23 protein-coding genes are annotated in these 25465 nt (G+C 43.1%); 21 read left to right on the top strand and 2 right to left on the bottom strand.

Annotated features, from left to right (window positions below):
- Nucleotides 1-58 precede the first annotated feature (58 nt).
- The 12 genes from OCV88_RS11335 to OCV88_RS11280 all read left to right on the top strand — a co-directional run bounded on the left by OCV88_RS11335 (nt 59) and on the right by OCV88_RS11280 (nt 13161).
- Nucleotides 59-1792 carry a phospho-sugar mutase gene (locus tag OCV88_RS11335; protein WP_158425580.1) on the top strand — a complete coding sequence of 578 codons (1734 nt, stop codon included), beginning with the start codon at nt 59-61 and terminating at the stop codon, nt 1790-1792.
- A gap of 158 nt (nt 1793-1950) precedes the next feature.
- Complete coding sequence (locus OCV88_RS11330) at nt 1951-2223, top strand: HU family DNA-binding protein (protein WP_158425579.1); 273 nt, start codon at nt 1951-1953, stop codon at nt 2221-2223.
- A gap of 183 nt (nt 2224-2406) precedes the next feature.
- Nucleotides 2407-2646, top strand: coding sequence for an RNA-binding S4 domain-containing protein (locus tag OCV88_RS11325; protein WP_158425578.1), 240 nt, complete (start codon nt 2407-2409; stop codon nt 2644-2646).
- A gap of 56 nt (nt 2647-2702) precedes the next feature.
- Entirely contained in the window at nt 2703-2990 is a 288-nt protein-coding gene (gene yabP / locus OCV88_RS11320; RefSeq protein ID WP_158425577.1) for a sporulation protein YabP, read from the top strand.
- Between the two features lies 1 nt (nt 2991).
- Nucleotides 2992-3441 carry a spore cortex biosynthesis protein YabQ gene (yabQ, locus tag OCV88_RS11315; protein WP_158425576.1) on the top strand — a complete coding sequence of 150 codons (450 nt, stop codon included), beginning with the start codon at nt 2992-2994 and terminating at the stop codon, nt 3439-3441.
- A 13-nt stretch (nt 3442-3454) separates the two neighbouring features.
- The gene (gene ftsL, locus OCV88_RS11310; protein WP_158425575.1) at nt 3455-3760 is read left to right on the top strand and encodes a cell division protein FtsL; all 306 of its coding nucleotides are present in this window, start codon (nt 3455-3457) and stop codon (nt 3758-3760) included.
- A 324-nt stretch (nt 3761-4084) separates the two neighbouring features.
- The gene (locus OCV88_RS11305; protein WP_158425574.1) at nt 4085-5926 is read left to right on the top strand and encodes a SpoIIE family protein phosphatase; all 1842 of its coding nucleotides are present in this window, start codon (nt 4085-4087) and stop codon (nt 5924-5926) included.
- Complete coding sequence (tilS, locus tag OCV88_RS11300; protein ID WP_262591216.1) at nt 5923-7338, top strand: tRNA lysidine(34) synthetase TilS; 1416 nt, start codon at nt 5923-5925, stop codon at nt 7336-7338. The genes OCV88_RS11305 and tilS overlap by 4 nt, the downstream gene beginning before the upstream one ends.
- Entirely contained in the window at nt 7335-7859 is a 525-nt protein-coding gene (hpt, locus tag OCV88_RS11295; RefSeq protein ID WP_158425572.1) for a hypoxanthine phosphoribosyltransferase, read from the top strand. Before tilS ends, hpt begins: the two co-directional genes overlap by 4 nt.
- Before the next feature lie 9 nt (nt 7860-7868).
- Entirely contained in the window at nt 7869-9743 is a 1875-nt protein-coding gene (gene ftsH, locus OCV88_RS11290) for an ATP-dependent zinc metalloprotease FtsH (protein ID WP_158425571.1), read from the top strand.
- A 285-nt stretch (nt 9744-10028) separates the two neighbouring features.
- Nucleotides 10029-12155, top strand: coding sequence for a glycoside hydrolase family 13 protein (locus OCV88_RS11285; RefSeq protein ID WP_158425570.1), 2127 nt, complete (start codon nt 10029-10031; stop codon nt 12153-12155).
- A 55-nt stretch (nt 12156-12210) separates the two neighbouring features.
- Nucleotides 12211-13161, top strand: coding sequence for an L-lactate dehydrogenase (locus OCV88_RS11280; protein ID WP_158425569.1), 951 nt, complete (start codon nt 12211-12213; stop codon nt 13159-13161).
- A gap of 142 nt (nt 13162-13303) precedes the next feature.
- On the opposite strand, the gene OCV88_RS11275 is transcribed toward OCV88_RS11280, so the two are convergent.
- Complete coding sequence (locus OCV88_RS11275; RefSeq protein WP_158425568.1) at nt 13304-15079, bottom strand: Na/Pi cotransporter family protein; 1776 nt, start codon at nt 15077-15079, stop codon at nt 13304-13306.
- A gap of 272 nt (nt 15080-15351) precedes the next feature.
- Between OCV88_RS11275 and OCV88_RS11270 the strand changes: the two genes are divergently transcribed.
- Complete coding sequence (locus OCV88_RS11270) at nt 15352-16104, top strand: NifB/NifX family molybdenum-iron cluster-binding protein (RefSeq protein WP_158425567.1); 753 nt, start codon at nt 15352-15354, stop codon at nt 16102-16104.
- A gap of 52 nt (nt 16105-16156) precedes the next feature.
- A complete protein-coding gene (locus OCV88_RS11265; RefSeq protein ID WP_158425566.1) occupies nt 16157-16735 on the top strand; it encodes a TetR/AcrR family transcriptional regulator C-terminal domain-containing protein in 579 nt (192 codons plus the stop codon).
- Here the strand turns inward: OCV88_RS11265 and OCV88_RS11260 are convergent.
- Complete coding sequence (locus OCV88_RS11260; protein ID WP_158425565.1) at nt 16732-17013, bottom strand: GNAT family acetyltransferase; 282 nt, start codon at nt 17011-17013, stop codon at nt 16732-16734. The two genes, OCV88_RS11265 and OCV88_RS11260, sit on opposite strands and share 4 nt — an antisense overlap.
- Before the next feature lie 181 nt (nt 17014-17194).
- Between OCV88_RS11260 and OCV88_RS11255 the strand changes: the two genes are divergently transcribed.
- From OCV88_RS11255 to OCV88_RS11225, 7 genes are all read left to right on the top strand, one after another.
- Entirely contained in the window at nt 17195-17833 is a 639-nt protein-coding gene (locus OCV88_RS11255; protein WP_158425564.1) for a corrinoid protein, read from the top strand.
- 298 nt (nt 17834-18131) lie between these two features.
- A complete protein-coding gene (locus OCV88_RS11250) occupies nt 18132-19700 on the top strand; it encodes an ASKHA domain-containing protein (RefSeq protein WP_158425563.1) in 1569 nt (522 codons plus the stop codon).
- 137 nt (nt 19701-19837) lie between these two features.
- Complete coding sequence (locus OCV88_RS11245; RefSeq protein WP_158425562.1) at nt 19838-20530, top strand: cobalamin B12-binding domain-containing protein; 693 nt, start codon at nt 19838-19840, stop codon at nt 20528-20530.
- Nucleotides 20505-22241 (top strand): B12-binding domain-containing radical SAM protein, encoded by a 1737-nt coding sequence (locus tag OCV88_RS11240; RefSeq protein WP_158425561.1) that lies wholly within the window; start codon nt 20505-20507, stop codon nt 22239-22241. Before OCV88_RS11245 ends, OCV88_RS11240 begins: the two co-directional genes overlap by 26 nt.
- Nucleotides 22242-22277: 36 nt before the next feature.
- On the top strand, nt 22278-22910 hold the full coding sequence (gene nth / locus OCV88_RS11235) for an endonuclease III (RefSeq protein ID WP_158425560.1): 633 nt from the start codon (nt 22278-22280) through the stop codon (nt 22908-22910).
- Complete coding sequence (locus tag OCV88_RS11230; protein ID WP_158425559.1) at nt 22904-23632, top strand: 3'-5' exonuclease; 729 nt, start codon at nt 22904-22906, stop codon at nt 23630-23632. The genes nth and OCV88_RS11230 overlap by 7 nt, the downstream gene beginning before the upstream one ends.
- Before the next feature lie 224 nt (nt 23633-23856).
- Complete coding sequence (locus OCV88_RS11225) at nt 23857-25446, top strand: VanW family protein (RefSeq protein WP_158425558.1); 1590 nt, start codon at nt 23857-23859, stop codon at nt 25444-25446.
- Nucleotides 25447-25465: the final 19 nt, after the last annotated feature.

Genomic DNA, 25465 nt, shown 5'->3' with positions numbered 1-25465 from the left:
CTGGGATAAACTGTCGGTCTGATGTGCGGACAGAAAATGAAATCAGGAGGAAGTTTGGATGGGTTACAAAGAAATTTATGAAGCGTGGCTGAAAAATCCTTATTTTGATGAGGCTACAAAAGATGAGTTAAAACAAATCGCAAATGATGAGAAAGAAATAGAAGACCGCTTTTATAAAGAGCTTGAATTTGGAACAGCGGGACTGCGGGGAGTCATTGGCGCAGGAACAAATAGAATGAATATTTATACTGTTCGAAAAGCAACGCAGGGACTTGCAAATTATATTCTGGGGTTAAATACACAAAAGCAGGGGGTGGCTATTGCGTATGATTCTAGACATATGTCTCCGGAGTTTGCCGATGAGGCTGCGCTCTGCCTGGCTGCTAACGGAATTAAAGCATATGTATTTGACAGCCTTCGTCCCACGCCGGAACTGTCCTATGCAGTGCGTAAATTGGGCTGTACAGCCGGCATTAATATTACAGCCAGCCATAATCCGCCGGAATACAACGGATATAAAGTATACTGGGCAGACGGGGCTCAGATTACACCGCCTCATGACAGCGGAATTATGGACGAAGTAAAGCAGGTGACTGATTACGGACAGGTAAAGACTATGGAGCGGGAGAGCGCCGTGCTGGCCGGTTTGTATGAAACCATCGGAGCAGATATAGATGTTCCGTATATTGAGGAGCTCAAAAAACTGATCCTTCATCCGGAGGCTATTAAGGCGGCTGCGGATGAATTAAAAATTGTATATACGCCTCTTCATGGCACCGGAAATATTCCGGTACGCAGGGTACTTGGCGAGCTGGGCTTTAAGCATGTATTTGTAGTACCTCAGCAGGAACTGCCGGACGGCGATTTCCCAACGGTAAGCTACCCGAATCCGGAGGCTGAGGAGGCATTTGAACTTGGGCTGAAACTGGCACAGGAAGTGGATGCTGATCTTGTTCTGGCAACAGATCCGGATGCGGACCGCCTGGGTGTTTATGTTAAGGATCAAAAGACTGGTGAATATCATGCCCTGACCGGTAATATGTCCGGCTGTTTGATTGGAGCTTATGAGATTGGCCAGAGAAAAGCGCTTTATGGCCTTCCTGAGAATGGAGCTTTGGTGAAATCCATTGTAACAACGAATCTGGCAGATGCAATTGCTGCAGATTATGGGATACAGCTTTGTGAGGTTCTCACAGGATTTAAATTTATCGGCCAGAAAATGCTGGAATTTGAGACCAAGGGTACCGGAACGTACTTGTTTGGATTAGAAGAAAGTTATGGCTGCCTGCCGGGCACCTACTGCAGGGATAAGGATGCAGTGGCCGCGTCTATGGTATTGTGTGAAGCTGCCGCATTTTATAAAACCCAGGGAAAAACCCTTTGGGATGCGATGATAGAACTTTATGAAAGATATGGTTATTATCTGGACGATGTCACTTCCATTACCCTGAAGGGAATCGAGGGTCTAGAGAAGATCCAGACAATTATGAATACCCTCAGGGAAAACACACCGGAAAAAATCGGTGCTTACCAGGTAGTGTCTGCAAGAGATTATAAGAAAGGGATTGTAAAGAATATGAGTGACGGAAGTGAGACCTCTACAGGACTTCCGGCGTCTAATGTTCTTTATTATGATCTTCCGGATGCCGCATGGGTCTGCGTAAGACCATCCGGTACGGAGCCAAAAGTAAAGTTTTATTATGGTGTAAAAGCAGATAGTCTTAAGGATGCAAAAGCGAAATCAGAGGCATTGGGAAGTGCTGTACAGGAACTTGTAAAACCAATGCTGTAGAAAAATGGAAAATTATGGAAATTAGCCGTGATGATTTTGTGAAGAACCCTTTAGGGCGGAATAAATTTCTTGACAAACATATGGAAACCAAGTATATATATTCTATAAGCTTATCATGAGAAAGAGGCTATATTTTTATAATGTAGGAGGAAATATTAATGAACAAATCTGAATTAGTTGCAGCTATGGCTGAGAAAGCAGGATTACAGAAAAAAGATGCAGATAAAGCATTGGCCGCATTTACAGAGGTAGTTGCAGAAGGTTTAAAGAATGGTGATAAAATTCAGTTAGTTGGTTTTGGTACCTTTGAAGTTTCTGAAAGAGCAGAAAGAGTTGGAAGAAACCCACAGACTGGAGCAGAAATGAAAATCCCGGCTTCTAAATCTCCGAAATTCAAAGCAGGTAAAGCTTTAAAAGACATGTTAAACTAATGATGAGCAGAGGTTGTTCTCAAAAATGTTTGGGAACAGCCTTTTTCTTTAATCTATAGGAAATACCGTGTTGTGATAAAGCTGAAAAGTGCCGATTCCTATAGAGCAAAAAAACGCTCCGCTGTGGATCGCACTGCGGCAGAGTTGCATTCTTTTTAGTTTTTGTATCAGCAGAGGTGAAATATGAGATTAGATAAATTTTTAAAAGTTTCCCGGTTAATAAAACGCAGAACGGTTGCAAATGAAGCCTGCGATGCAGGCAGGGTATTGGTAAATGACCGTCCGGCCAAGGCGTCCTGCAGTATAAAGGAAGGTGATCTAATTGAGATTGCCTTTGGGACAAAGTCTGTGAAAGTAGAGGTGCTTAAGGTGGCCGATACATCCAGGAAAGAAGAGGCCGGTGAATTGTTTCGATATTTATAAAATACTGACATAAATTAAACTTCCCTTCATATAAATTATCAAAGGGAGGGAACGATATGGAAGAAAGACAGGCATCCAGACAGCATAAAATGATTATCACAGACCGGGCCGGCGGGATTTTAAGTGGTGTCCTTGATATTCTGGCATTTGATGTAAATGAAATTATACTGGAAACAGAGCAGGGAATGCTCATGATTAAAGGAAAAGACCTGCATGTGAACCGGCTTACGCTGGAAAAGGGAGAGATTGATATATCCGGTCATATTGATTCACTTCTTTATTCTGATGTAGCTAAAAAGGGTACAAAATCAAACGAATCTATTTTCAGCCGGTTATTTAAATAATATGGTCAGTCTTGATATTTTAAATCAGGGGCATTTGTTTTTAGCGGGACTAATCTGTGGACTGTGTATGCTGTTTGTGTATGATTTGCTGCGGATCTTTAGGAGAGTTGTTTCCCATGGAACTGTCTGGATTGCGGTGGAAGACATTTTGTACTGGTGTGGCTGTGCGCTGATGATTTTTCGTATGCTGTACCGTCAGAATGACGGATTAATCCGGGGCTTTGCCATGATTGCAATCTTTGTGGGAATGCTGCTGTATAACTGGCTGCTGAGCAGATTTATTATAAAGGCTGGAGTGAAGATATTTGGCGGCATAGTAAAAGCTCTGGTGTTTATTGTGAAAACGATTACGGCCCCCATTCGCTTTGTGTTGAAAAAAAACGGACGTTTCTTAAAAAAACGATTGAAAAAAATATGGAAAACCATTAGAATGGGATTATGTAAACTATAAGCAGGTGGATCATATGAATTACAGCAAAAGGCGAAAAAGAAAAAATCAGAAAAATCGTGTTGGTAAAGTGTGCGTCAGTTTTACAGTACTTTTTCTTGTTATGATTTTGTCTGTGCAGATTCTGCATTTGTACCATAAGAATCAGACCTATAAGGCCCAGCAGGAGCAGCTTCAGGCCCAGCTTGAAGAGCAGCAGGAACGGGCAAAGCAGCTGAAAGAGAAAGAAGATTATGTAGGCTCCCAGGAGTACATAGAAGATATTGCCAAGTCAAAGCTCGGGATGACCTATGACAATGAGATTGTTTTTAAAGAGAAATAAGCCAGTATATTGGCGGTTAGGATGAGCTCCTTTTGTGACTGCTGCAGCAGATACAAAAGGAGTTTTTTCATATCATAAGAAATCGCTCCTATGATATAAAAAACGCTCCGCTGTGGATCGCACTGCGGCGGAAAAAATTTCTGCAGGCCGGGTTCTTTCGTGTTAAAATCTTAAAAAAGACGAAGTCCCTCGAATCGGGAAAATCTAATTTTTGAAAGCATTTTTTGGCGAAAAGTTTTTTTTCAGGCCGCGGCCGTTTGACAAACATTTTTGATAAATCGTTTTAGAATAGCTCCTACATCGAAAAACCAGGAGGGGAATGAAATGAAACGATTTGATTGGAAACAGCTATGTATTTATGCGGCGGCAGTATTATCGGCAAAGGCAGGTGTGGCGGGTGCGTATCCTTTTATACCGGCGGTATTTATGGTAGGATTTATGTCCGGAGTGAACAGGAGCCTGCTTTTTTTCTGCTCGCTGGCGGGGCTTTTGGTATTTGTTCCGGTGGTTTTTTTAATAAAGTACAGTCTGGCGCTGATTCTTGCCATGATCCTTGTGAAAGGTCTTGAGTGGTACAAAAAGAACTGCTCCTGTATTCAGTCAGCATTGATTGCGGGGGGGAGTACTCTTTGTATGACTGTGTTTGGTTATGGACTGCATCTGCGCACCGGCGGGAGTATACCTATCAGTATATTAGAAGGCGTTTTTATAACCGGATTTGTTCATGCCCTTGGGAGGTATGGATATTTGTTTATGGAATGGGAACCATTACATAAGGTGCCGCCCCAGATACTGGTAGGCGGAGGACAGCGTCTGGAGGGTTATGCGGAATCTTTTGAAAAGCTGTCAAAGACATTTAATCAGATGAATCGTTATAAGGAAGATTTTACTGCGGAGGAGCTTGGCAGGATGCAGTCAGAAGTCACCGGGAGGGTGTGCGTCTCCTGCGGTCAGTGTGCGGTATGCTGGGATTCAGAGAATCCGCCCATGTATCAGGTGTTGTACCGTTTTTTGCAGAAGCTCCAGAGAGGTCAGGATATTGAAGAGAATACGCAGGAGCTGGAGCAGTATTGTCCATATTATGGAGAACTAATTGAGCAGATCCTTCAGATCTTTGAAAAGGCCCGGCTGAATATGGCCTGGTACAACAGACTGCAGGAGAACCGGGAAGTGATTGCACAGCAGCTGAATGCCATGGCTTATATTATGGAAGACTGTGCGAAAGAAAATAAAGATATCAGTTTGAAAGAGGGAAAACTGCTGGCCACGGTAAAGTATGCCCTAAAAGAGGCCGGGGTGCAGGTGGAATATTTAAAGCTGCTGGAAAAGGCAAATGGAAAGAAGGAATTTCTGCTTCAGGGCAGGTCTAGAAATTCAAAGTGTATTCCTGCAAGAGAGATTGCAAAGCTGATTACACATCTTGCCGGAGCGCGCTATGTATCCGGAAGGGAAAACCGGGCCCTGCTTGGACAGGAAACCGTATTGTTTACGTTTTTGGAGGATACCAGATTTTCTGTGTACCACGGAATTGCAAGGATGATGAAGGAGGGAGAGCAGCTTTCCGGGGATAATTTTTCTTTTCTGCCCCTGGATAACGGAAACTTTGTTATGAGTTTGTCTGACGGTATGGGATGCGGTGTACAGGCCTGCAAAGAGAGTGAGATGGTAATTGATTTACTGGAGAAATTTCTGGAAGCAGGATTTCATCCGGAGACAGCTATTCGTATGATGAATTCGGCCATGGTAACCCATGGAGAGAATAATTTGTTTTCAACGGTAGATATTATGAATGCAGATCTGGACAGCGGCCAGTGCGAGTTTTATAAAATTGGAGCGGCCTCTACTTTTATAAGAAAGAAAGATACGGTGGAATGTCTGGCATCTGTAAATCCCCCGGTGGGCGTTTTTTCAAAAATGGAAATACAAAATATCAGAAGACAGCTGCACAGCGGTGATTTTGTGGTAATGGTATCGGACGGCGTGCTGGATCACCTGCATGTGCCTGATGCCAATGTGGCTATGGCGGAAATTATAACTTCGCTGGATACCAACAATCCGGGACAGATGGCCAAGCAGATTCTGGAGCATATTTTATTGTATACCGGAGGCCAGGTACGGGATGATATGACTGTGATGGTAGCTGGAATATGGGAGAAAGAAACATGATAAACAAGATTCTGGAATTTCAGGAAAAATATCATATGATTCAGGAAGGAGACAAAATTGTGGCGGGGTTTTCCGGCGGTGCAGACTCTGTCTGCCTGCTGCTGGTGCTTAAGCTTTTGCGGGAATGCCTTGATTTCGAATTTATGGCGGTGCATGTAGAACATGGCATTCGTGGGGAGGAGAGCCAAAAAGATGCAAAGTCTGCCCAAAAATTCTGCCAGCAGAATGAAATTAAAATAGAGGTATTTCATGTAGATGTGCCGGCTAAAGCGGCAGCTGCAGGAATGGGACTTGAGGAGATGGCCAGGCAGCTGCGGTATCAATGTTTTTATGATGCATGTGAACGTTTCGGCGGGAATAAGATAGCAGTAGCTCACCATAGTGATGACTGCGCTGAGACGATGCTGTTTCAGCTGAGCAGAGGGAGCGGTATCCGCGGACTAACCGGAATTATGCCTGTACGGGATAACATTATACGGCCGCTTCTTTGCGTCAGCCGCAAGGAGATTCTTGAATTTCTAAAAGAGAGAGGGCAGGAATACTGTACGGACAGCACGAACGATCAGGATGTTTATGCCAGAAACCGGATACGAAAGTATGTAATTCCGCAGCTTTTGCAGATTAATAATCAGGCGGTGGAGCATATGCAGCGTACGGCCAAGCTGGCGGCAGAAGTATGTGATTTCCTGGATACAGCGGCCTGGGATGCCGGAAGCGAAGGCGTTATAATTTCTTATGATAAGGCGGATACAGAAAGGATCCGGGAGCTGCGCATGAGGAAAGATGTTTTGGCGCGTATGCATCCGGTGCTTCAAAAAAATTTCCTGTATCAGCTGCTTGGCAGGCTGGCCGGCAGCAGGAAGGATATTGGAAGTGTGCATGTAACGGCGCTTTTTGAACTTTTCGGGCAGCAGGCAGGAAAAGAGCTGAATCTGCCCTACAGTCTGAAGGCTGTCTGTGAATATGATTATGTATGGATATTTAATCAGGAATTGTACCGGCGGGAGAATGCGCCGGATGAAATAGTCCTTGCCCCTCCGGGTGTCTGGGATTTGAAAGACGGCAGAAAGCTTGAGGCCAGGGTATTTGACTTTGACGGAGATTGTAAAAAAATTCCTGAAAAAAGATATACGAAATGGTTTGATTATGATAAGATAAATAGTAATGTGCTGCTGCGGAAAAGGCGGACAGGGGACTATTTTATAACAGATTCGTCCGGAAACCATAAAAAGCTGAAGGCGTTTTTTATTCAGGAAAAAGTTCCAAGACTGCAAAGGGACCTGGTGTGGCTTCTGGCAGATGGCTCCCATATTTTGTGGATCGTAGGCTATAGAATCAGTGAAGCCTATAAAGTAACGCAGGAGACAAAACGGATTTTGGAAGTATACGTAAGCGGAGGAAATGAGAAATGAGTGAATCAATTCGTGTGATGTATCCAGAGGAAAAGGTGAATGCAAAGATTGCGGAGCTTGCCGCTGCCATCAGCGAAGATATGAAGGGTGAGCCAGTGAAGCTCATCTGTATTTTAAAAGGCGCATGTTTTTTTGCATGTGAACTAGCGAAGAGAATAACGGTTCCTGTATTTATTGATTTTATGTCTGTTTCCAGCTATGGAGATGAAACGGAATCCAGCGGAACGGTACGGATATTAAAAGATTTAGACAGTTCTATAAAAGGAGAAAATGTTCTCGTTGTAGAAGACATTATAGATTCCGGAAGAACTCTTGGGTATCTGCTGGAAAACTTAAGAAGCAGAGGGGCAAAAAGTGTGAAGCTTTGTACTCTGCTGAGTAAACCGGAGCGCCGGGTAGTGGATGTGCCTGTGGATTATGTAGGGTTTGAAATTCCGGATACCTTTATTGTTGGATATGGACTGGATTATGCTCAGAAATACAGAAATCTTCCATATATAGGGATTGTAGAATTTGATTAAGGAGGAGTAGTGCAGTTGAAAAGGTCACCGTTTAGAAGCATAGGTATCTATGTTCTGGTGCTGCTGATTATCATGGGAATCTGGTATTCTTTTGATGCACGGCGTACACTGGGTAATACATATACCTATGATCAATTTAAAGAGGCATTGCAAAAGGAAGAGGTTTCCTCGGTGCAGATTAATCAGAACCGGGAAGTTCCCACTGGCGAGGTGCTTGTGAAGCTTACAGATGACAGCCAGAAAAGTTTTCAGGTCAGTGATGTAAATGAAGTACAGACTTATCTGGAAAGTCAGAATTTTAAGGATTTTACCCTGTCGGATATTCCGGGGACAAACTGGATGGTCTATATTCTTCCGGCGCTGATACAGGGGATTGTTCTGTTCTTGATTATTATGCTGTTTATGAATGCTCAGGCAGCAGGAAGCGGCGGCAGCAATAATAAAATGATGAACTTTGGAAAAAGCAGGGCCAGAATGACTACCGGTGAAAACATAAAGGTAGGATTTGCCGATGTGGCTGGATTGAAAGAGGAAAAAGAGGAGTTAGAAGAGCTTGTTGATTTCCTGAAAGAACCGGAAAAATATACAAAACTTGGTGCAAGAATACCAAAGGGGGTTCTTTTGGTAGGCCCTCCGGGAACCGGAAAAACCTTGCTGGCCAAAGCGGTTGCAGGAGAAGCCGGGGTCCCGTTTTTCAGCATTTCCGGTTCTGATTTTGTGGAAATGTTTGTAGGTGTCGGGGCTTCCCGTGTTAGAGATTTATTTGAGGATGCCAAAAAACATGCTCCCTGTATCGTATTTATTGATGAGATTGACGCTGTAGCCCGAAGGAGAGGAACCGGAATGGGCGGCGGCCATGATGAGCGTGAGCAGACGTTAAATCAGCTCCTTGTGGAGATGGATGGGTTTGGCGTGAATGCAGGAATTATTGTAATGTCGGCAACAAACCGTGTGGATATTCTAGATCCGGCCATTATGCGTCCGGGCCGTTTTGACAGAAAGGTGCATGTGGGGCGTCCGGATGTGGGCGGTCGTGAAGAGATTTTGAAAGTACATGCGAAAAATAAGCCCGTCGGTGACAATGTTGACCTGAAACAGATTGCGCAGACTACCGCAGGCTTTTCCGGAGCAGATCTGGAAAATCTGATGAATGAAGCAGCAATCGGTGCAGCAAAGGAAAACCGTGTTTATATTGAGCAGGGGGATATTAAAAAAGCTTTTGTAAAAGTTGGAATTGGAGCTGAAAAGAAAAGCAGAATTATTACGGAAAAAGAGAAGCGGATTACTGCGTATCATGAGGCCGGTCATGCAATTTTGTTCCACTTGCTGCCGGATGTGGGACCTGTGTATTCAGTATCTATTATTCCTACAGGAGTAGGGGCGGCAGGATATACGATGCCGCTGCCAGAGCGGGATGAGATGTTTAATACGAAAGGAAGAATGCTTCAGGAGATTGTTGTGGATCTAGGCGGCCGTGTTGCAGAGGAGCTGATTTTTGATGATATTACAACGGGAGCATCACAGGATATTAAGCAGGCTACAGCAGTTGCAAAGGCAATGGTTACTAAGTATGGAATGTCTGAAAATGTCGGCCTGATTAATTATGACAATGAAGACGATGAAGTGTTTATCGGAAGGGATCTTGCTCATACAAGGGGTTACGGAGAGCAGATTGCAGGTGTAATTGATCAGGAAATCAAACGGATTATAGACGAATGCTATGCAAAAGCGCGGCAGATGATCCGGGAAAACAGAGATATTCTTGAAAGCTGTGCACAGCTGCTTCTGGAAAAAGAGAAAATCGGGCGTGAAGAATTTGAAGCGCTGTTTGAGAAGGAAAGTGTTGGAGCCCAGGCGGCTGATACTGAGATGTTTGAAGAGTAAGGATGGGCAGAGCAGTTTGGAATATACAGAATTCCTATAAAGAAGATAGAACATAACTTTTCGGTAACTTTGAAAAGTTACAAAAACTCGTGATAATTTTTTTTATCTTTGTGCACACTTCTATATAGATGGATGCTATAATAACAACTGTAAAAACCCCCAATACATTATATAGTTTTTTGCTACACCCCATAGTAAAAAATACCTTCTCCTAAAAAAGGCAGCAGATCGACAGGCTGCCTTTTTTTCTTATATATAAAATTAAAAATAAAAAGGCGGTATAATATGAATTACGATTCTATTAGGAAGTGGAACAGTATGCATAACTATATTATGCAGATGCGGCCTATTTTGATGAAGTGGGCGTTGTTTTCTGATGAAACCCAGGATTACAGAAGTCCTCAGGAGCCGGATTTTTATGATACAGTAACCATAAGATTCAGGACTGCAATGGATAATGTGGATCGTGTAGTTCTTTGCTTTGACGGCAGAAGAATCGAAATGAAGCTGGCGGAGCAGGAGGGTGAATTTGATTATTACCAGGCAGAAGTGAAGCTGGGGTGCGAACGCTGTGAATATTATTTTGAGATTATTTCGGGGATGCTTTGCTGTTACTATGATAAAGTTGGCGTGGCTAAGGAGTGCAGGCCGCAGTATAATTTTGTAATTGTGCCGGGATTTAAGGTGCCAGACTGGGCCAGAGGAGCGGTGATGTATCAGATTTTTACGGACCGTTTCTGTAATGGGGATCTTTCTAATGATGTAGAAAGCGGCGAATATTATTATATTAACCGCCTGACAAAAAAAGTGGAAAACTGGGATAAATGTCCGGATGATTTTGACGTTGCGGATTTTTACGGAGGAGATCTGGAAGGGGTTATTTCAAAGCTTGATTATTTAAAGGATCTGGGTGTTGAGGTATTGTACTTTAATCCGCTGTTTGTGTCTGCTTCCAGCCATAAATATGATACCCAGGATTATGATTATATAGATCCTCATTTTGGTGTAATACTGGAGGATGACAACCAGCTGATGAATGCCGGCGATACGGATAACCGGAAGGCCGGAAAATATCAGAGGCGTGTAACGAGCCTGAAAAATCTAGAAGCCAGCAATCAGCTGTTTATCCGTTTGGTTCATGAGGCCCACAGCCGTGGAATGAGAGTAATACTGGATGGAGTGTTTAATCACTGCGGCTCATTTAATAAATGGCTGGACCGGGAAAAAATCTATGAAGGAAAAGAAGGATTTCCTCCTGGCGCTTATATTGATAAAGACAGTCCGTACCACCGGTATTTTCATTTTCAAAATGAAAATTCTTTTCCGGATAATGTGACTTATGAAGGCTGGTGGGGACATGATACGCTTCCGAAGTTAAACTATGAAGGCTCTAAGGAATTGGAAGATTATATTCTGAAGGTCGCTGCAAAGTGGGTTTCGCCGCCTTTTAATGCGGATGGATGGCGTCTGGATGTGGCTGCAGATCTGGGGCATTCTCAGGAGTATAATCACCATTTCTGGAGAGAATTCCGGCGTGTTGTAAAGGAGGCAAATCCCAAGGCCCTGATTCTTGCGGAACATTACGGAGATCCCAAAGCCTGGCTTGGCGGAGATCAGTGGGATTCTGTGATGAACTATGATGCATTTATGGAACCGGTCAGCTGGTTTCTCACTGGAATGGAAAAGCACAGTGAAGAATATAAGGATTATATGCTGGGAAATCTAAAGAGCTTTCAGGATGCCATGGGGCACTATATGGCAAATTTTATGACTAATTCGCTGCAGTGTGCAATGAATCAGCTTTCGAATCATGATCATTCCAGATTCCTTACAAGAACCAACCACAAAGTAGGGAGAGCCTATTCCCTCGGGGCTGGGGCGGCGTCAGAAGATATTGATAAGGGCGTAATGAAAGCAGCTGTTGTAATCCAGATGACCTGGCCGGGGGCACCAACCATCTATTATGGAGATGAAGCAGGTGTGTGCGGCTTTACTGATCCGGATAACCGGAGAACATATCCGTGGGGACACGAGGATAAAGATCTTCTTGAATTTCACAGAGAGATGATTGCTCTGCATAAATCCAGTCCGGCTTTAAAAAGAGGTTCTGTGAAATTTTTAAACGGTGAACAAAATCTGCTTTGCTATGGACGTTTTACAAGAGCAGAGCAGTTTGTCATCATTGTAAATAATGATGCCTGCTCCCGCTGCGCTGAATTCTCTGTAAGCCCTTTGGGAATTGAAAAAGAGGCGGTATTGCAGCAGGTGATGTATACAAAGGAAGATTCCTATTCCACTGTGCCGGTGGAGTATAAGGTCCACGGAGGCAGTCTGAGAATTACACTGCCCAAAAAGTCCAGTGTTGTGTTGAAGAAAGCGGATGCAGACGAAACAAAAGAAGATAATGTGTAGGAGCTGAATAAGAGCATCTTGATTGTGAAAGCCTATAAATAAAAAGGAGGCTTTTATGATAAATATAAGAAAAGCAGCTATTATAGGATGCGGTTTCGTAGGCTCGTCCATTGCATTTAGTCTGATGCAGAGAGGTTTATTTTCAGAATTGGTGCTTATTGACGCAAATAAAAAGAAGGCGGAAGGCGAGGCCATGGACCTGGCCGACGGGATGCCTTATGCGGCTTCCATGGATATTTATGCAGGAAGCTATGAGGATATTTCAGACTGTGCGCTGATTATTGTTACCGCAGGGGCCAGTCAGGAACCAGGGGAGACCCGTTTAGATCTGATTGACCGAAATGTGGAAATTCTGAAAAAGATAGTACCGGAAATTCAAAAAAGAGGGGTAGAGGGAATCCTGATGATTGTATCAAATCCGGTGGATGTGCTGACTTATGCAGCTTATCAAATATCAGGATTTCCGGTGAACCGGGTTATTGGGTCTGGAACGGTGCTGGATACTGCCCGTTTAAAGCAGCTTTTAGGAGAGCATTTAAGTGTTGATGCAAGGAGTGTCCATGCATTTATTATAGGAGAACATGGAGACAGTGAGCTGGCGGTCTGGAGCGGGGCGAATGTTTCCGGGATTGATCTGCATCATTTTTGTGAGCTCAGAGGACATTTTAAGCATGAAGAGTCTATGGAGAGGCTGTACGAAGGCGTTCGGGACAGTGCGTATGAAATTATCAGCAGAAAAGGCGCTACTTATTACGGTATCGCAATGGCTGTAACGCGGATAGCAGAGAGCATTGTTAAAGATGAGCATTCTGTACTTCCTCTATCTGTAGTGCTTAATGGGCAGTATGGACTTTCTGATATGGCGCTGAGTATTCCTTCTGTAACCGGGAAGCATGGTGTAGAAGAGATTCTGGAAATTCCGCTGAATGAAAAGGAGCGCAGTGCCCTTCTGGCTTCTGCTGGGCAGTTAAGAGCGGTAATAGAGAAACTGAATATGAAGATATAACAGTATCAACAAATAGAAAGCTTGTACTGCTTTCAATGCAGTATCATTTGCAGATAAAAGGAAAGAAGGTGTGCCCCTTCTGTTTTTGGCAGACGGCGGCACACCTTCTTTGAAAAAATGCTATTGTGATATGACTTGGCTGTTATGATTTTTTGATCTGATATTTTTCTTTGAATGCTTCGTATTCACGGTTGAATGTCTCTGTCTCTATTTCGTCAAGCTGCTCCCGGTAGGCATGTTCTTCAATGCTGCTGTCTGCAAGCTGCAGCTCATAAATAGCAATATTGGAACAGTGATCGGAAATGCGCTCCATATGTGTTGTAATATCAGACAGAAGCATACCAAGTTCCACAGAACATTTGCCGTTTCTCAGGCGTTTCATATGCTGTTTGTTGACAGTTTTATTAATGCTGTCAATTACTTCTTCTAGAGGTTCTACAGAAAGTGCAAGCTCTTGATCTTTGTTAATAAATACCTGAGCACAGCGGCTGCTGATATCTTTCAGTGCTTCGCTGTATACAGACAACTCCTCCCGGCCTTTTTTGGAAAATTCAAAATTCTGCTGATGGATGGAAGAGGCATATTGTCCGATATTTATGGATAAATCGCTGATTCGTTCAAAGTCTGTGATACAGTGCTGCAGGACTGAAATATCCCGGCCGTCTTTAAAGGTCACGTTCTGACCATTTAGTTTTGACAGATAGCTTGTCAGCCGGTCCTCATACATATCAGCAGTATTTTCTAACTCTTCCAGCTGGTCAAATTCCTTCTGCGAATAATTAAATAACAGATTCATGGCCTTGCCTACAGATTCCTTTGCAAGATTAGCCAGGTCACAGGAAAGGATTCTGACGTTTTCTAATGCAAATGCAGGGCTTGACAAATAGCGGTCGCTGAGCATACGGAAACGGTCTTCCTTGGATTCTGTCTGTTCCTCTTCCGTTGTACGCGGAAGTGTAAGATAAGCCAGTTTCTCTAGTCCTTTGGTAAATGGCAGCAGAATAAAAGTTGTAAAAATGTTAAATATACTGTGGATCAGTGCGATTCCTCCCGGCCCTACAACTGAGTTTGTAAAAGGGAAATGGATAATTGCATTCAGTATATAATACAGCGCAAGAAATATGATAGTACCTATTATATTAAAGTACAGATGCACCAGAGCAGTTCGTTTTGCGTTTCTGTTTCCGCTGAGACAGGAAATAATCGCTGTTACACAGGTTCCTATATTCTGTCCCATAATAATAGGAATTACAGACCCGTAAGTAAATCCGCCGGTAATAGACAGCGCCTGAAGAATACCTACTGATGCGGAAGAGCTCTGGATAATGCCGGTTAGAACGGCTCCGGCGATAACACCAAACAGGGGATTGCTAAATAAAGTAAGGATGTTAGTAAACTCAGGAACGTCCGCTAAAGGAGCCACAGCTGCACTCATGGCGTCCATTCCGAACATTAGTGTTGCAAAACCCAGCATAATTTCGCCGATATCTTTCTTTTTGCTGTTTTTTCCGCCAAGATAAAGTAAAATACCTATCACGGCCAGAATCGGTGAAAAAGAGCTTGGTTTTAACATCTGCAGAAATACATTGGAACTTTCAATTCCCGTAAGGCTTAACAGCCAGGCGGTGATGGTTGTTCCAATATTTGCGCCCATAATCAGGCCGATGGCCTGAGATAATTTCATAATGCTTGAATTAACAAAGCCTACCACCATAACTGTTGTGGCAGATGATGACTGAATAACTGCGGTCACTCCGGCTCCCAGCAAAACGGCTTTGATTGGATTGGATGTTAATTTCTCCAGAATCTGTTCTAGACGTCCGCCGGAAACTTTTTCCAGTCCGCTGCCCATAACATTCATTCCGTAAAGGAATAAAGCAAGCCCGCCAATCATTGACAGTATTCCAAAAATGTCCATGGATTTCTCCTCCTCAGATACGTATTTTCATAAACTCAATATTTTTCATGTGCTTTACAATCCCCACCATATCGAAGAAAATTTTGTTTGTCAATATATAGTTTTAACATTTCGGTAATAGAAAATACGTATGTTAAATCTATGTTAAATAAATGTAAAAACAGAGCCGAAAAGCAGGGGAAAAGTTAAAATTAACAGTTTATATAAAAAAACATTGTAAAAAATCAGAAACAAATATATAATTGACATATGCCAATAAAGGAGCCGAACAAATGCCAAGACCGGGAAAAGAAAAACGGATATGCAGGCTGCCTGTATATCAGAATTTTGAAGCAAAGGATCTGGCCTGCAAAGATGATCGTCAGCTGCTTTTGGGAGTAGATGAGTTTGAGACGATCCGACTGATTGATTATCTGGGGATGACCCAGGAGGAGTGTGCGGCTCAGATGCAGGTAGGGCGGGCCACCGTTCAGTCCATCTATGCGGACGCCAGAAAAAAGATTGCAAGATTTCTGGTTGAGGGCGCCAGGCTTAAGATCAGCGGAGGAACATACCGGCTCTGCCGGGAGGTCAGCTGCAGATGTCAGATTCAGAAAAAAATCAGTAAATCAGGAGGAAGAAGGATTATGAAAATTGCAGTTACTTATGAAAACGGAAGTGTATTCCAGCATTTTGGACATACAGAACAGTTTAAGGTTTATGAGGTAGAGGACGGAAAGGTGGTAAATAGCAAAGTGGTTGATACAAATGGAAGCGGACACGGTGCGCTGGGGGGATTTCTTGCGGATCTTGGCGTGGAAGTGTTAATCTGCGGAGGAATCGGCGGCGGAGCAAGGAATGCTTTGGCTGAATGCGGGATTACTTTATATCCGGGAGCTCAGGGACTGGCAGACGGACAGGTTGCGGCATTTCTGGCAGGAACCCTGAACTATGATCCGGATACTGTATGTAAGGACCATGCTCATGCAGAAGGTGAGGGCTGTCATGATCACAGCAGCGAGTCCTGCGGACATGGCTGCCACTAGCATTTAAAGGTTCAGATGTAAGTATAAGGAGCTTATTGCCCACGGAGAAAATATGATTGGAAAAGATAGAAAATCCGTAAATGAACGGCTGGCAGATAGTTTTAAAAAACTGGCGTGCCAGCAGCCCATTGAGAAAATTACAATAAAACAGATCACAGATGGAGCGGGGGTGATACGCCCTACCTTCTATAATCATTTTGAAGACAAATACAGTTTGCTGCAGTGGATTATGATTAAAGATATCGTAACACCGGTACAGCCGCTTTTAAGCAATGGAATGATTAATGAAGCAATGATCCTGATCTTTCAGAATATGCGCAAAGAGAAAGAATTTTATATGCATGCCAGCAAGCTGGAAGGTCAAAACTCTTTCCGGGGGATGGTGGAGTTAGGGATCCAGCTGGTTCTCTGCAGTATGATTGCAGATCAGATGGGAAGCAAAGAGCCCATGAACCGCTGGCTTACCCCCGAGCACCTGTCAGAGTATTATTCTCAGACAATTACATATATTTTGATGACATGGATACAGGGGGGAATGGAAATCCAGCCGGAAGAGCTTGCGCAGGTATATGATTTTATCATTTCACGTTCTTTGTCCGATGTCCTTGAAGATATGTGCGCTCCCCTCTAACGCTGTGTCAGATAGTGCTGCTGATACTGCTGATTCAGATAATCGACGGCCTGCTTCAGGCCGTCATTGCTGAACTCAAATTCGCAGTATTGATTTTGCTCCTGGGCAGTAGTTTCGAAATTATAAGGGCCGGGCCAGGTTGTAACAAGAAGGACTGCTGATTCATCAGCATCTTTTTTTTCGCTTTTTTTAATTTGATAGCGCATAGATTTATAGCTTCCATGAAAAATTTCTTTCTTATAGTAATTAATATTAAAAATATCGGTATACTGTATCACAGACGGACCTCCAATCATTTTTGTATTTATTTTAGCAGAATAAATAAAGATTGGCATGGATTATAAAAAATAAGGCAAAAAAAATACCATCATTCTAAAGAAAGTACCAAACTGCTGAACTATGTTAGCTATACTGGTTATAACAACACATGGAAGTAATAAGTTTTAGGAGGAGATACCAATGGCAGAAATTAGAGAAATCAGTGAATTTTTACAGAAAGGCCGCGCAAAAAATGTAAAAGCGCTTGTAACAGAAGCTCTGGAAGAGGGACAGGATCCAAAAGCCATTTTAAATGACGGCTTACTTGCAGGTATGATGATTATCGGAGAGAAATTTAAAAATAATGAAGTTTTCGTACCGGAAGTACTGGTTGCAGCACGTGCATTAAACGCAGGTCTTTCTATTTTAGAGCCGAAATTAATTGAAGTTGGAAATGAACCGGTAGGTAAAGTTGTAATCGGTACTGTAAAAGGTGACCTGCATGATATCGGTAAAAACCTTGTAGCTATGATGATGAAAGGTGTTGGCTTTGAAGTTGTGGATCTTGGCGTTGACGTGGAGCCTGACGTATTTATCGACAAAGCAGAAGAAGTTGGCGCAGACATTATCTGTATGTCCGCTCTGCTTACAACTACAATGCCTTCTATGAAAGCAGTTATTGATGCATTAAAAGAAAGAGGACTGAAAGATAAATATATCGTTATGGTTGGCGGTGCTCCTGTAAACCAGAGCTTTGCTGAGCAGATCGAAGCAGATTATTATACACCAGATGCAGCAACAGCTGCAGAGGTTGCAAAAAAAGCTGTAACTGAGAAATAATTCCAATTATTAGTAATATTTATTATATCCAAAAAAGAATCCCTTTTACGGGATTCTTTTTTGGGTTAGGGAATTCCTGTCAATCCGAAAACACTTTATACAGGGGTACACTAGGGCGGAGGATGTTTGAATTTCTTCCAAAATACGTCTTATTTTTAGGATAGATTCTTCTATACGAAGAGCTGATTTTGTGGCATTATAAATAATAGAAAAAATTTTGGCTGATGGAAAAGTAAAAGAATGGAAACTGTCCGCTCCTGCCGCCGGCAGAGAGCACCGGGAAAGGAGAAGTTTTGCTATGGAGAACTATAATGTCTGTGTCACCAGGAACGGAGTACAAAAACAAATTGAAATCAAAAGGGGAGAGTCTTTGCTGGATGCATTTATCCGGAATGATATCTACATCAGTGCATCCTGCGGCGGAGCCGGAAAGTGCGGAAAGTGCGGAGTGAAGATAACAGAAGGCTCCACAGAAATAACGGATATGGACCGGAAGTTTTTTTCGGAGGAGGAATTAAAAGATGGCTGGCGTTTATCCTGCCTGTCTTACCCGGCGGGGGAGTGCAGTGTGGTAATTGAAACAGGAGATGAATCTGACTTTGAAATCGTGTCAGATTATCAGGAACGTTCTGATGATACCCAAAGGTCAATAGAAGAAGCCTATGATATTGGAATAGATATCGGGACTACAACGATTGCTTTAAATCTTATTGGAGCAAAGAGTAAAAAGGTCTGTGGTACCTACACAACCATTAACCGTCAGCGGGCTTACGGGGCAGATGTGATTTCAAGAATCCAGGCGGCAAATGACGGGAAGCTGAAAGAGTTAACCAACAGTATCCGGAGAGATTTATATGATGGCATCTTACAGGTGCTAGAAGAAGGAGCGGCAGCTCCCCAAAAGCTTAGGCAGATTGTGATTGCCGGGAATACCACAATGGGACATCTTTTGATGGGATATTCCTGCGAAACGCTGGGGGTATTTCCGTTTACACCTGTCAATATCGGAACTATTTACTGTACATTTGAGGAGCTTTTCGGAGGTGCAGAGAGAGGTTTTGCAGATGTAAAAATCACATTGCTTCCGGGTATTTCTACTTATGTAGGAGCTGATATTTCTGCCGGAATGTTATCCTGCGGCATGGATAGAGCGAAAAAGCCGTGTCTGCTGCTGGACCTTGGAACTAACGGAGAAATGGGACTGGGAAACTGTGAGAAAATCATGGTTACATCCACAGCGGCGGGGCCGGCCTTTGAGGGTGGAAATATCTCCTGCGGCATGGGTTCTGTAAAAGGAGCCATTTGCGGAGTTGAAATTAAAGACGGAGAGGTTCATGTAAAAACCATAGGCCATCAGGCCCCCATCGGTTTGTGCGGTACCGGCGTTATTGAAACAGTGAACGAACTGCTCAGGGAAGAGCTGATTGACGAAACCGGAATGCTGGATGAAGATTATTTTGACGACGGGTATCTGCTGGCGAAGAAGGCTGACGGAGAAAAGATCACTTTTACACAGCAGGATGTCAGAGAAATACAGCTGGCGAAATCAGCAGTACGGGCCGGCGTTGAAACTCTGCTGCTCAGATACGGCATAGGGTACGATGAAGTTGATCAAGTATATCTTGCAGGAGGCTTTGGCTATAAAATCAATCTGGAGAAGGCTATTGGCATTGGTTTGCTTCCGGAGGAGCTTCATGATAAAATTACTGCAGTGGGAAACAGCTCTCTGGGGGGAACGGTTACTTATCTGACACAGGATGATGCACAAGAGCGTATGGAGCATATTATTGAAACTTCAGAAGAAATTGCACTGTCAACAGATAAAGATTTTAACCGTTTTTATACGGATTATATGTTTTTTGAATAAAATGCCTGTATGGCGGCGCACCGGCAGAAGGCAGTGATATGGTTACAGCAGTCTGAAGCAGACAAAAATGTGCGCCAACATTTTATTTAACAAAAGACTGGCTTCCGGAAGGGGGCCGGGAGAAGAAAGAGGTATGAATGAAAGATCGGGAACAAATGCTGGAGGATATTCGCCAGGCTATTCAAAATGGAAAAGCCAAAGGGGCAAAAAAGCTTATTGAACAGGCTCTGGAAGATGGACTTGAGGGGCAGGTTATTATTGACAGATGTTTGTTAAAAGCCATGGATAAAATTGCGGAAGCATTTTCTTCCGATCTTAAGTTTGTGCCGGATGTAATTCTGGCTTCCCGGGCGATGAATGTGGCTACGGTTGTCGTTGAGGAATCTATGGGACTGGAAATGGCAAAAACCTTAGGGACGGCAGTAACGGCTACTGTCCGGGGAGATCTTCATGATATTGGATTAAATCTTGTCAGTATGATGCTGCGCAACGTAGGGTTTAAAGTATATAATATGGGATGTGACGTATCGGCGGATGCTTTAATAAAAAAAGCGGAAGAGGTGAACGCGGATATCATCTGTATGTCGGCGATGCTTACCACTACAATGCCTCAGATTCAGGGTGTTATAAAGCTTCTGGAGAATAAGGGGCTGAGAAATAAGTATTGTGTAATGATTGGCGGGGCGCCTGTTACAGGCCGCTATGCCCATCGGATAGGGGCGGATATCTATACGGGAGATGCCGGGGAAGCCGCGCTGAAAGCAAAAAAATGGATGCAGGAAAATGGGAGATGTAAAGCAGTAAATGAATATTTTATTAACGGCGATTAACGCAAAGTACATTCACTCAAATCTGGCAGTTTACAGTCTGCGGGCCTATGCCCGCAAGTACGGTGAGGAGACAGAGCTGGCGGAGTATACCATTAACCACCGGATAGAAGATATATTGGAAGCATTATATCGGAAACGGCCGGATGTTTTGTGTTTTTCCTGCTATATATGGAATATTGAATATGTAAAGGAACTTGCGTATGAATTAAAACGTCTGTGTCCGGGGATGGAGATCTGGGCAGGAGGCCCTGAGGTTTCCTTTGAAACAGAACAGTTTGTGAAGGAGAATCCTGCCTTTCGCGGTGTGATGCGCGGGGAGGGCGAGCAGACATTTCTGGAGCTGAGCAGATATTACAGAGGAACAGGCAAAGCGCATTTGAATGAGATTGCAGGACTTGTATTTAGGGACGAAAGTCAGAAGATTGTAAAGACCGGAGAGCGGGATATTCTGGATATGAATATGCTGCCTTTTTGTTATGGAGATCTGACAGAATTTGAGCATAGAATTATTTATTATGAATCAAGCAGAGGATGTCCTTATTCCTGCAGTTACTGTCTTTCTTCTGTGGATAAAAGGCTAAGATTCAGAAAGCTGGAGCTTGTACGGAAAGAACTTCAGTTTTTTATTGATCATAAAGTGCCGCAGGTGAAGTTTATAGATAGAACTTTTAACTGCAATCGCAGTCATGCGGACGCTATCTGGCAGTATCTGCTGGAACATGACAACGGGATAACAAATTTTCATTTTGAGGTCTCAGCAGATCTTTTAGAGGAGGAACAGCTGGAACTGATTGGAAGGATGAGGCCGGGGCTGATTCAGCTGGAAATAGGGGTTCAGTCTGCAAATCCTCAGACAATCAAAGAGATCAGACGGAGAATGGATCTTCCTAAACTAAAAAATATTGTATGCAGAATACAGGAGGGCGGGAATGTACATCAGCACCTGGATCTGATTGCAGGTCTTCCATTTGAAGATTTTTTCAGTTTTCAAAATTCTTTTGATGAAATATATAATCTGCACCCGGAACAGCTTCAGCTTGGGTTTTTAAAAATTTTAAAGGGCTCTCATATGTATGAGCATTGTGAAGATTACCAGATTTTATATAGAAGAAAACCCCCTTATGAAGTGCTTTCTACCCGGTGGCTGAGTTTTGATGACATTTTAAAGATACGTAGAATTGAAGAAATGGTAGAAATTCATTATAATAGTCATCAGTTTGAACAGGCCCTGCATATACTGGAAGCGGAGTATCAAAGTCCCTTCCGGATGTATCAGGAACTTGGGGATTTTTATTTTAAGATGGGGTATTACGGGCAGAATTTCAGCAGAATGCGCCGCAGTGAAATTCTTCTGGAATTTGTACGGGAACGTTTTCCTGAGCAGGAAGAGTATGCGGGGGAAGCTCTTTTATTTGATCTGTATGCCAGAGAAAATATGAAGAGCCGTCCATTCTGGGCGGAAGATTTGTCATTATGGAGGAAAGCTCAGCTTACATATCTGCGGCATGAAGGGAAAGAGAAAAAATACTGTCATCTGGAGAGGTTTTCTGCAAAATTTATAGGAAAAACAGAAATACTTAGAGAGAAGGATGCAAAAAAATACATGAGCGGAAACAATGGAAAAATATGGATTTTGTTTGAGTATGAACAGAAAAATCCATTAAACGGACAGGCAAAAATTTCTTTTGCTGATCTTGCCCTCTGGCAGTAATAGTATGAATAAAGCACTTTAAAAGAGGAGAAAACTATGACTAAACGGACAAAAGAAATCTTAAACCGGCTGGATACTGCTTATGGTACGGATTTTATCTGTTATCTGAATCATGACAATGCCTGGCAGTTATTAATAGCAGTGATTCTTAGTGCGCAGTGTACGGACGCCAGAGTTAATATTGTTACAAAAGACTTATTTGTCAAGTATGATACGCTGCAGAAGTTTGCGGATGCAGATATAGCGGAATTGGAACAGGATATTCATTCTACCGGATTTTACCGAAATAAGGCCAGAAATATTATTTTATGTGCCAGACGTCTCATAGAGGAGTTTCAGGGAGAAGTGCCGTCAGATCTTTCGGATCTTACTTCTCTGGCCGGAGTGGGACGAAAGACGGCGAATGTGATTCGTGGAAATATCTATAACGACCCCAGCATTGTAGTGGATACCCATGTAAAACGAATTTCTAAGCGGCTGGGCTTTACGAAGGAATCAGATCCGGAAAAGGCAGAGTATGATTTAATGAAAGTGCTGCCTAAGGATCACTGGATTTTATATAATATGCAGATTATTACACTGGGACGGGAAATCTGTACTGCCAGAAATCCAAAATGCGGGGAATGTTTTCTCAGTGATTTATGCCAGGCTGAGGATAAGAAATGTTAGATTCCTATGTTGCGCTGGACCTTGAAATGACAGGACTAAATGCCCGGCGTGACAGAATACTGGAAATCGGAGCAGTGAGAGTGGTATCTCACAAAACGACGGCTCTGTTTCAATGTTTTGTTAATCCCCATAGAAAGCTGACAAAACAGGTGGAAGCGCTCACCGGTATTTCATCAAAAATGCTTGAAGGTGCCAAAGAAGATAAGGAGGCGCTGCTTAAGCTTATTGAGTTTTGCGGGGAATTGCCATTGCTTGGCCACAATATTATATTTGATTATGGATTTTTAAAGCAATGTGCGGTTAATTATGATATTAATTATCAGAAACAGGCTGTTGATACGCTGAAAATTGCAAGGAAATGTCTTCCGCAGTTAGAATCTAAACGATTGGAATATCTGGGCAGATATTATGGACTATGCAGTAAGCAGAAGCACAGGGCGCTGTCAGATGCAGGATTAACGGCAGATTTATTTGAGATTCTCCAGGAGGAATATGCAGAAAGGTATCCGGAACTATTTGTTCCACGGCCCCTTCAATATAAGGCAAAGAAGCAGGGCCCTTTAACTCCCGCGCAAAAAAGAGACTTGATGGATTTGATATCATATCATAAAATAAGTACAGATATTGAAATTGAAAGTCTTACCAGAAGTGAGGCATCCAGAATGATTGATCAGATTTTATCTGCCTGTGGCAGAAGGAGGGAAGGCAGGGAGCATGTATAGAAATTCCAGAAAAAAAAGAGTGGCGGCAGCCGTAATTGTAATTGTATTAATTATTGCCATGGTTGTTACTATGGTACTGTCAGCGCTTGTTGTATAGGCACTATTGAAAACGGATAGAAATGTGATACAATAATCCACAAATGCCAGTAAGGCGCTGGTGTGTTCGTTAGGTGAGTGGCAGGGCAGATGAAAGATCTGTTTTCTGAAGAGAGGACGCAGCATTTATGAGAAGATGGAAGTATATTTGTGCTGTTGCGGCAGCAGCCGCTGCGGTAACTGCTTTAACAGCAGGAGTATCAGCACAGTCTGAGAAGGATTCGGCGGGTACAATTGCACAAAGGATTCATATCGGGGAAGTTGATGTGAGCGGAATGACGGAAGAAGAGGCATCCAAAGCAGTAGAAGAATATGTGAAGGAGCTTCAGGATGAGGAAGTTACATTAAAAGCCGGAAAAAACACCATCACGGCAACAGTTGAAGAGCTGGGGCTGGTCTGGGGTGATGAGACTGTGGCGGAGGATGCGCTGAACTATGGGAAAACAGGAAATCTTATTTCCAGATATAAAGCTAACAAAGATCTTGAACACGAGGATAAAGTATTTCCGGTTATTTTAAAGGCTGATAAAGAAAAAACCACCAAATATTTAGAAGAGCATAAAGATGATCTGGGACAGGACGCGAAAGATTTCGGCCTTGAGAGGAAAAACGGAGCGTTTACAGTGATTGACGGTGAGGCCGGCGTGGAAGTAAATATAGAAAAATCATTGGAAACTGTAGATCAGTATTTTGCAGAGGGCTGGAAATCCGATGCGCAGATAGAACTAGAAGTAAGCACTGCAGAGCCTAAGGGCTCCAAAGAGGAGCTTTCGAAAGTGAAGGATGTTCTGGGGACCTACCATACAAACTTCAGCTCTTCAGCGTCCGGCAGGGTGAAAAATATTCAGACCGCGGCGGGAAAAATAAATGGCAGTGTAATTTACCCCGGAGAAGAATTTTCGGTGTATGATGTGATCTCGCCTATGGATGCAGAGCATGGATATGCGCTGGCCGGTTCTTATGAGAATGGAACAACCGTGCAGTCATATGGAGGCGGCGTCTGCCAGGTATCAACTACGCTTTATAATGCTGTAATCCGGGCGGAGCTTGAAATTACGGAGAGGTTTGCCCACTCTATGATTGTATCTTATGTAGATCCTTCCAGTGATGCGGCCATTGCGGGAACCTATAAAAATCTGAAGTTTAAAAATAATACAAAAACACCTGTTTATATTGAAGGATATACAAGCGGCAGAGAGCTGTATTTTACTATTTACGGACAGGAGACAAGGGATTCTGACCGGGAGGTTATCTTTGAAAGTGAGACTTTAAGTACTACGCAGCCAAAGACGGAGTTTAAAACATCAGGTGCTGCCCTGGGCAGTATCACAAAGGTTCAAAGTTCCCATACCGGAAGGAAAGCCCAGCTCTGGAAAGTCGTAAAAGTTGGAGGGGTAGAAAAAAGCCGGGAGGTATTTAACAAGAGCACCTACAACGCATCTCCTGCAATTTATGAGGTAGGTCTGGGCGGTGCCAGTGAAGAAGCCAGCGCTGCTATTAAAAAGGCCATTGCCAGCGGTGATCTGGGAACTGTAAAGGCAGCTGTTTCAAAATGGAAGGCTCAGCAGGAAGCAGATAAAAAGCAGGAAGAACAGAAAAAAGAAGAAGAGCAGAAGAAGGAAGAACAGGAGAAACAGGATTCTGAAAATCAGAAGCCTGAAAATTCGGGCTCTGATCAGAATAAACAGGATACAGATGATAAAAAATCTGAAGAATGATATTTAAAGCGGGGCTCTG

This window comes from Brotonthovivens ammoniilytica (assembly GCF_025566885.1).
Classification (GTDB): domain Bacteria; phylum Bacillota; class Clostridia; order Lachnospirales; family Lachnospiraceae; genus Brotonthovivens; species Brotonthovivens ammoniilytica.
Note: the sequence above shows the minus strand (reverse complement) of the source record. Positions and strands in the feature narration are given on the sequence as shown.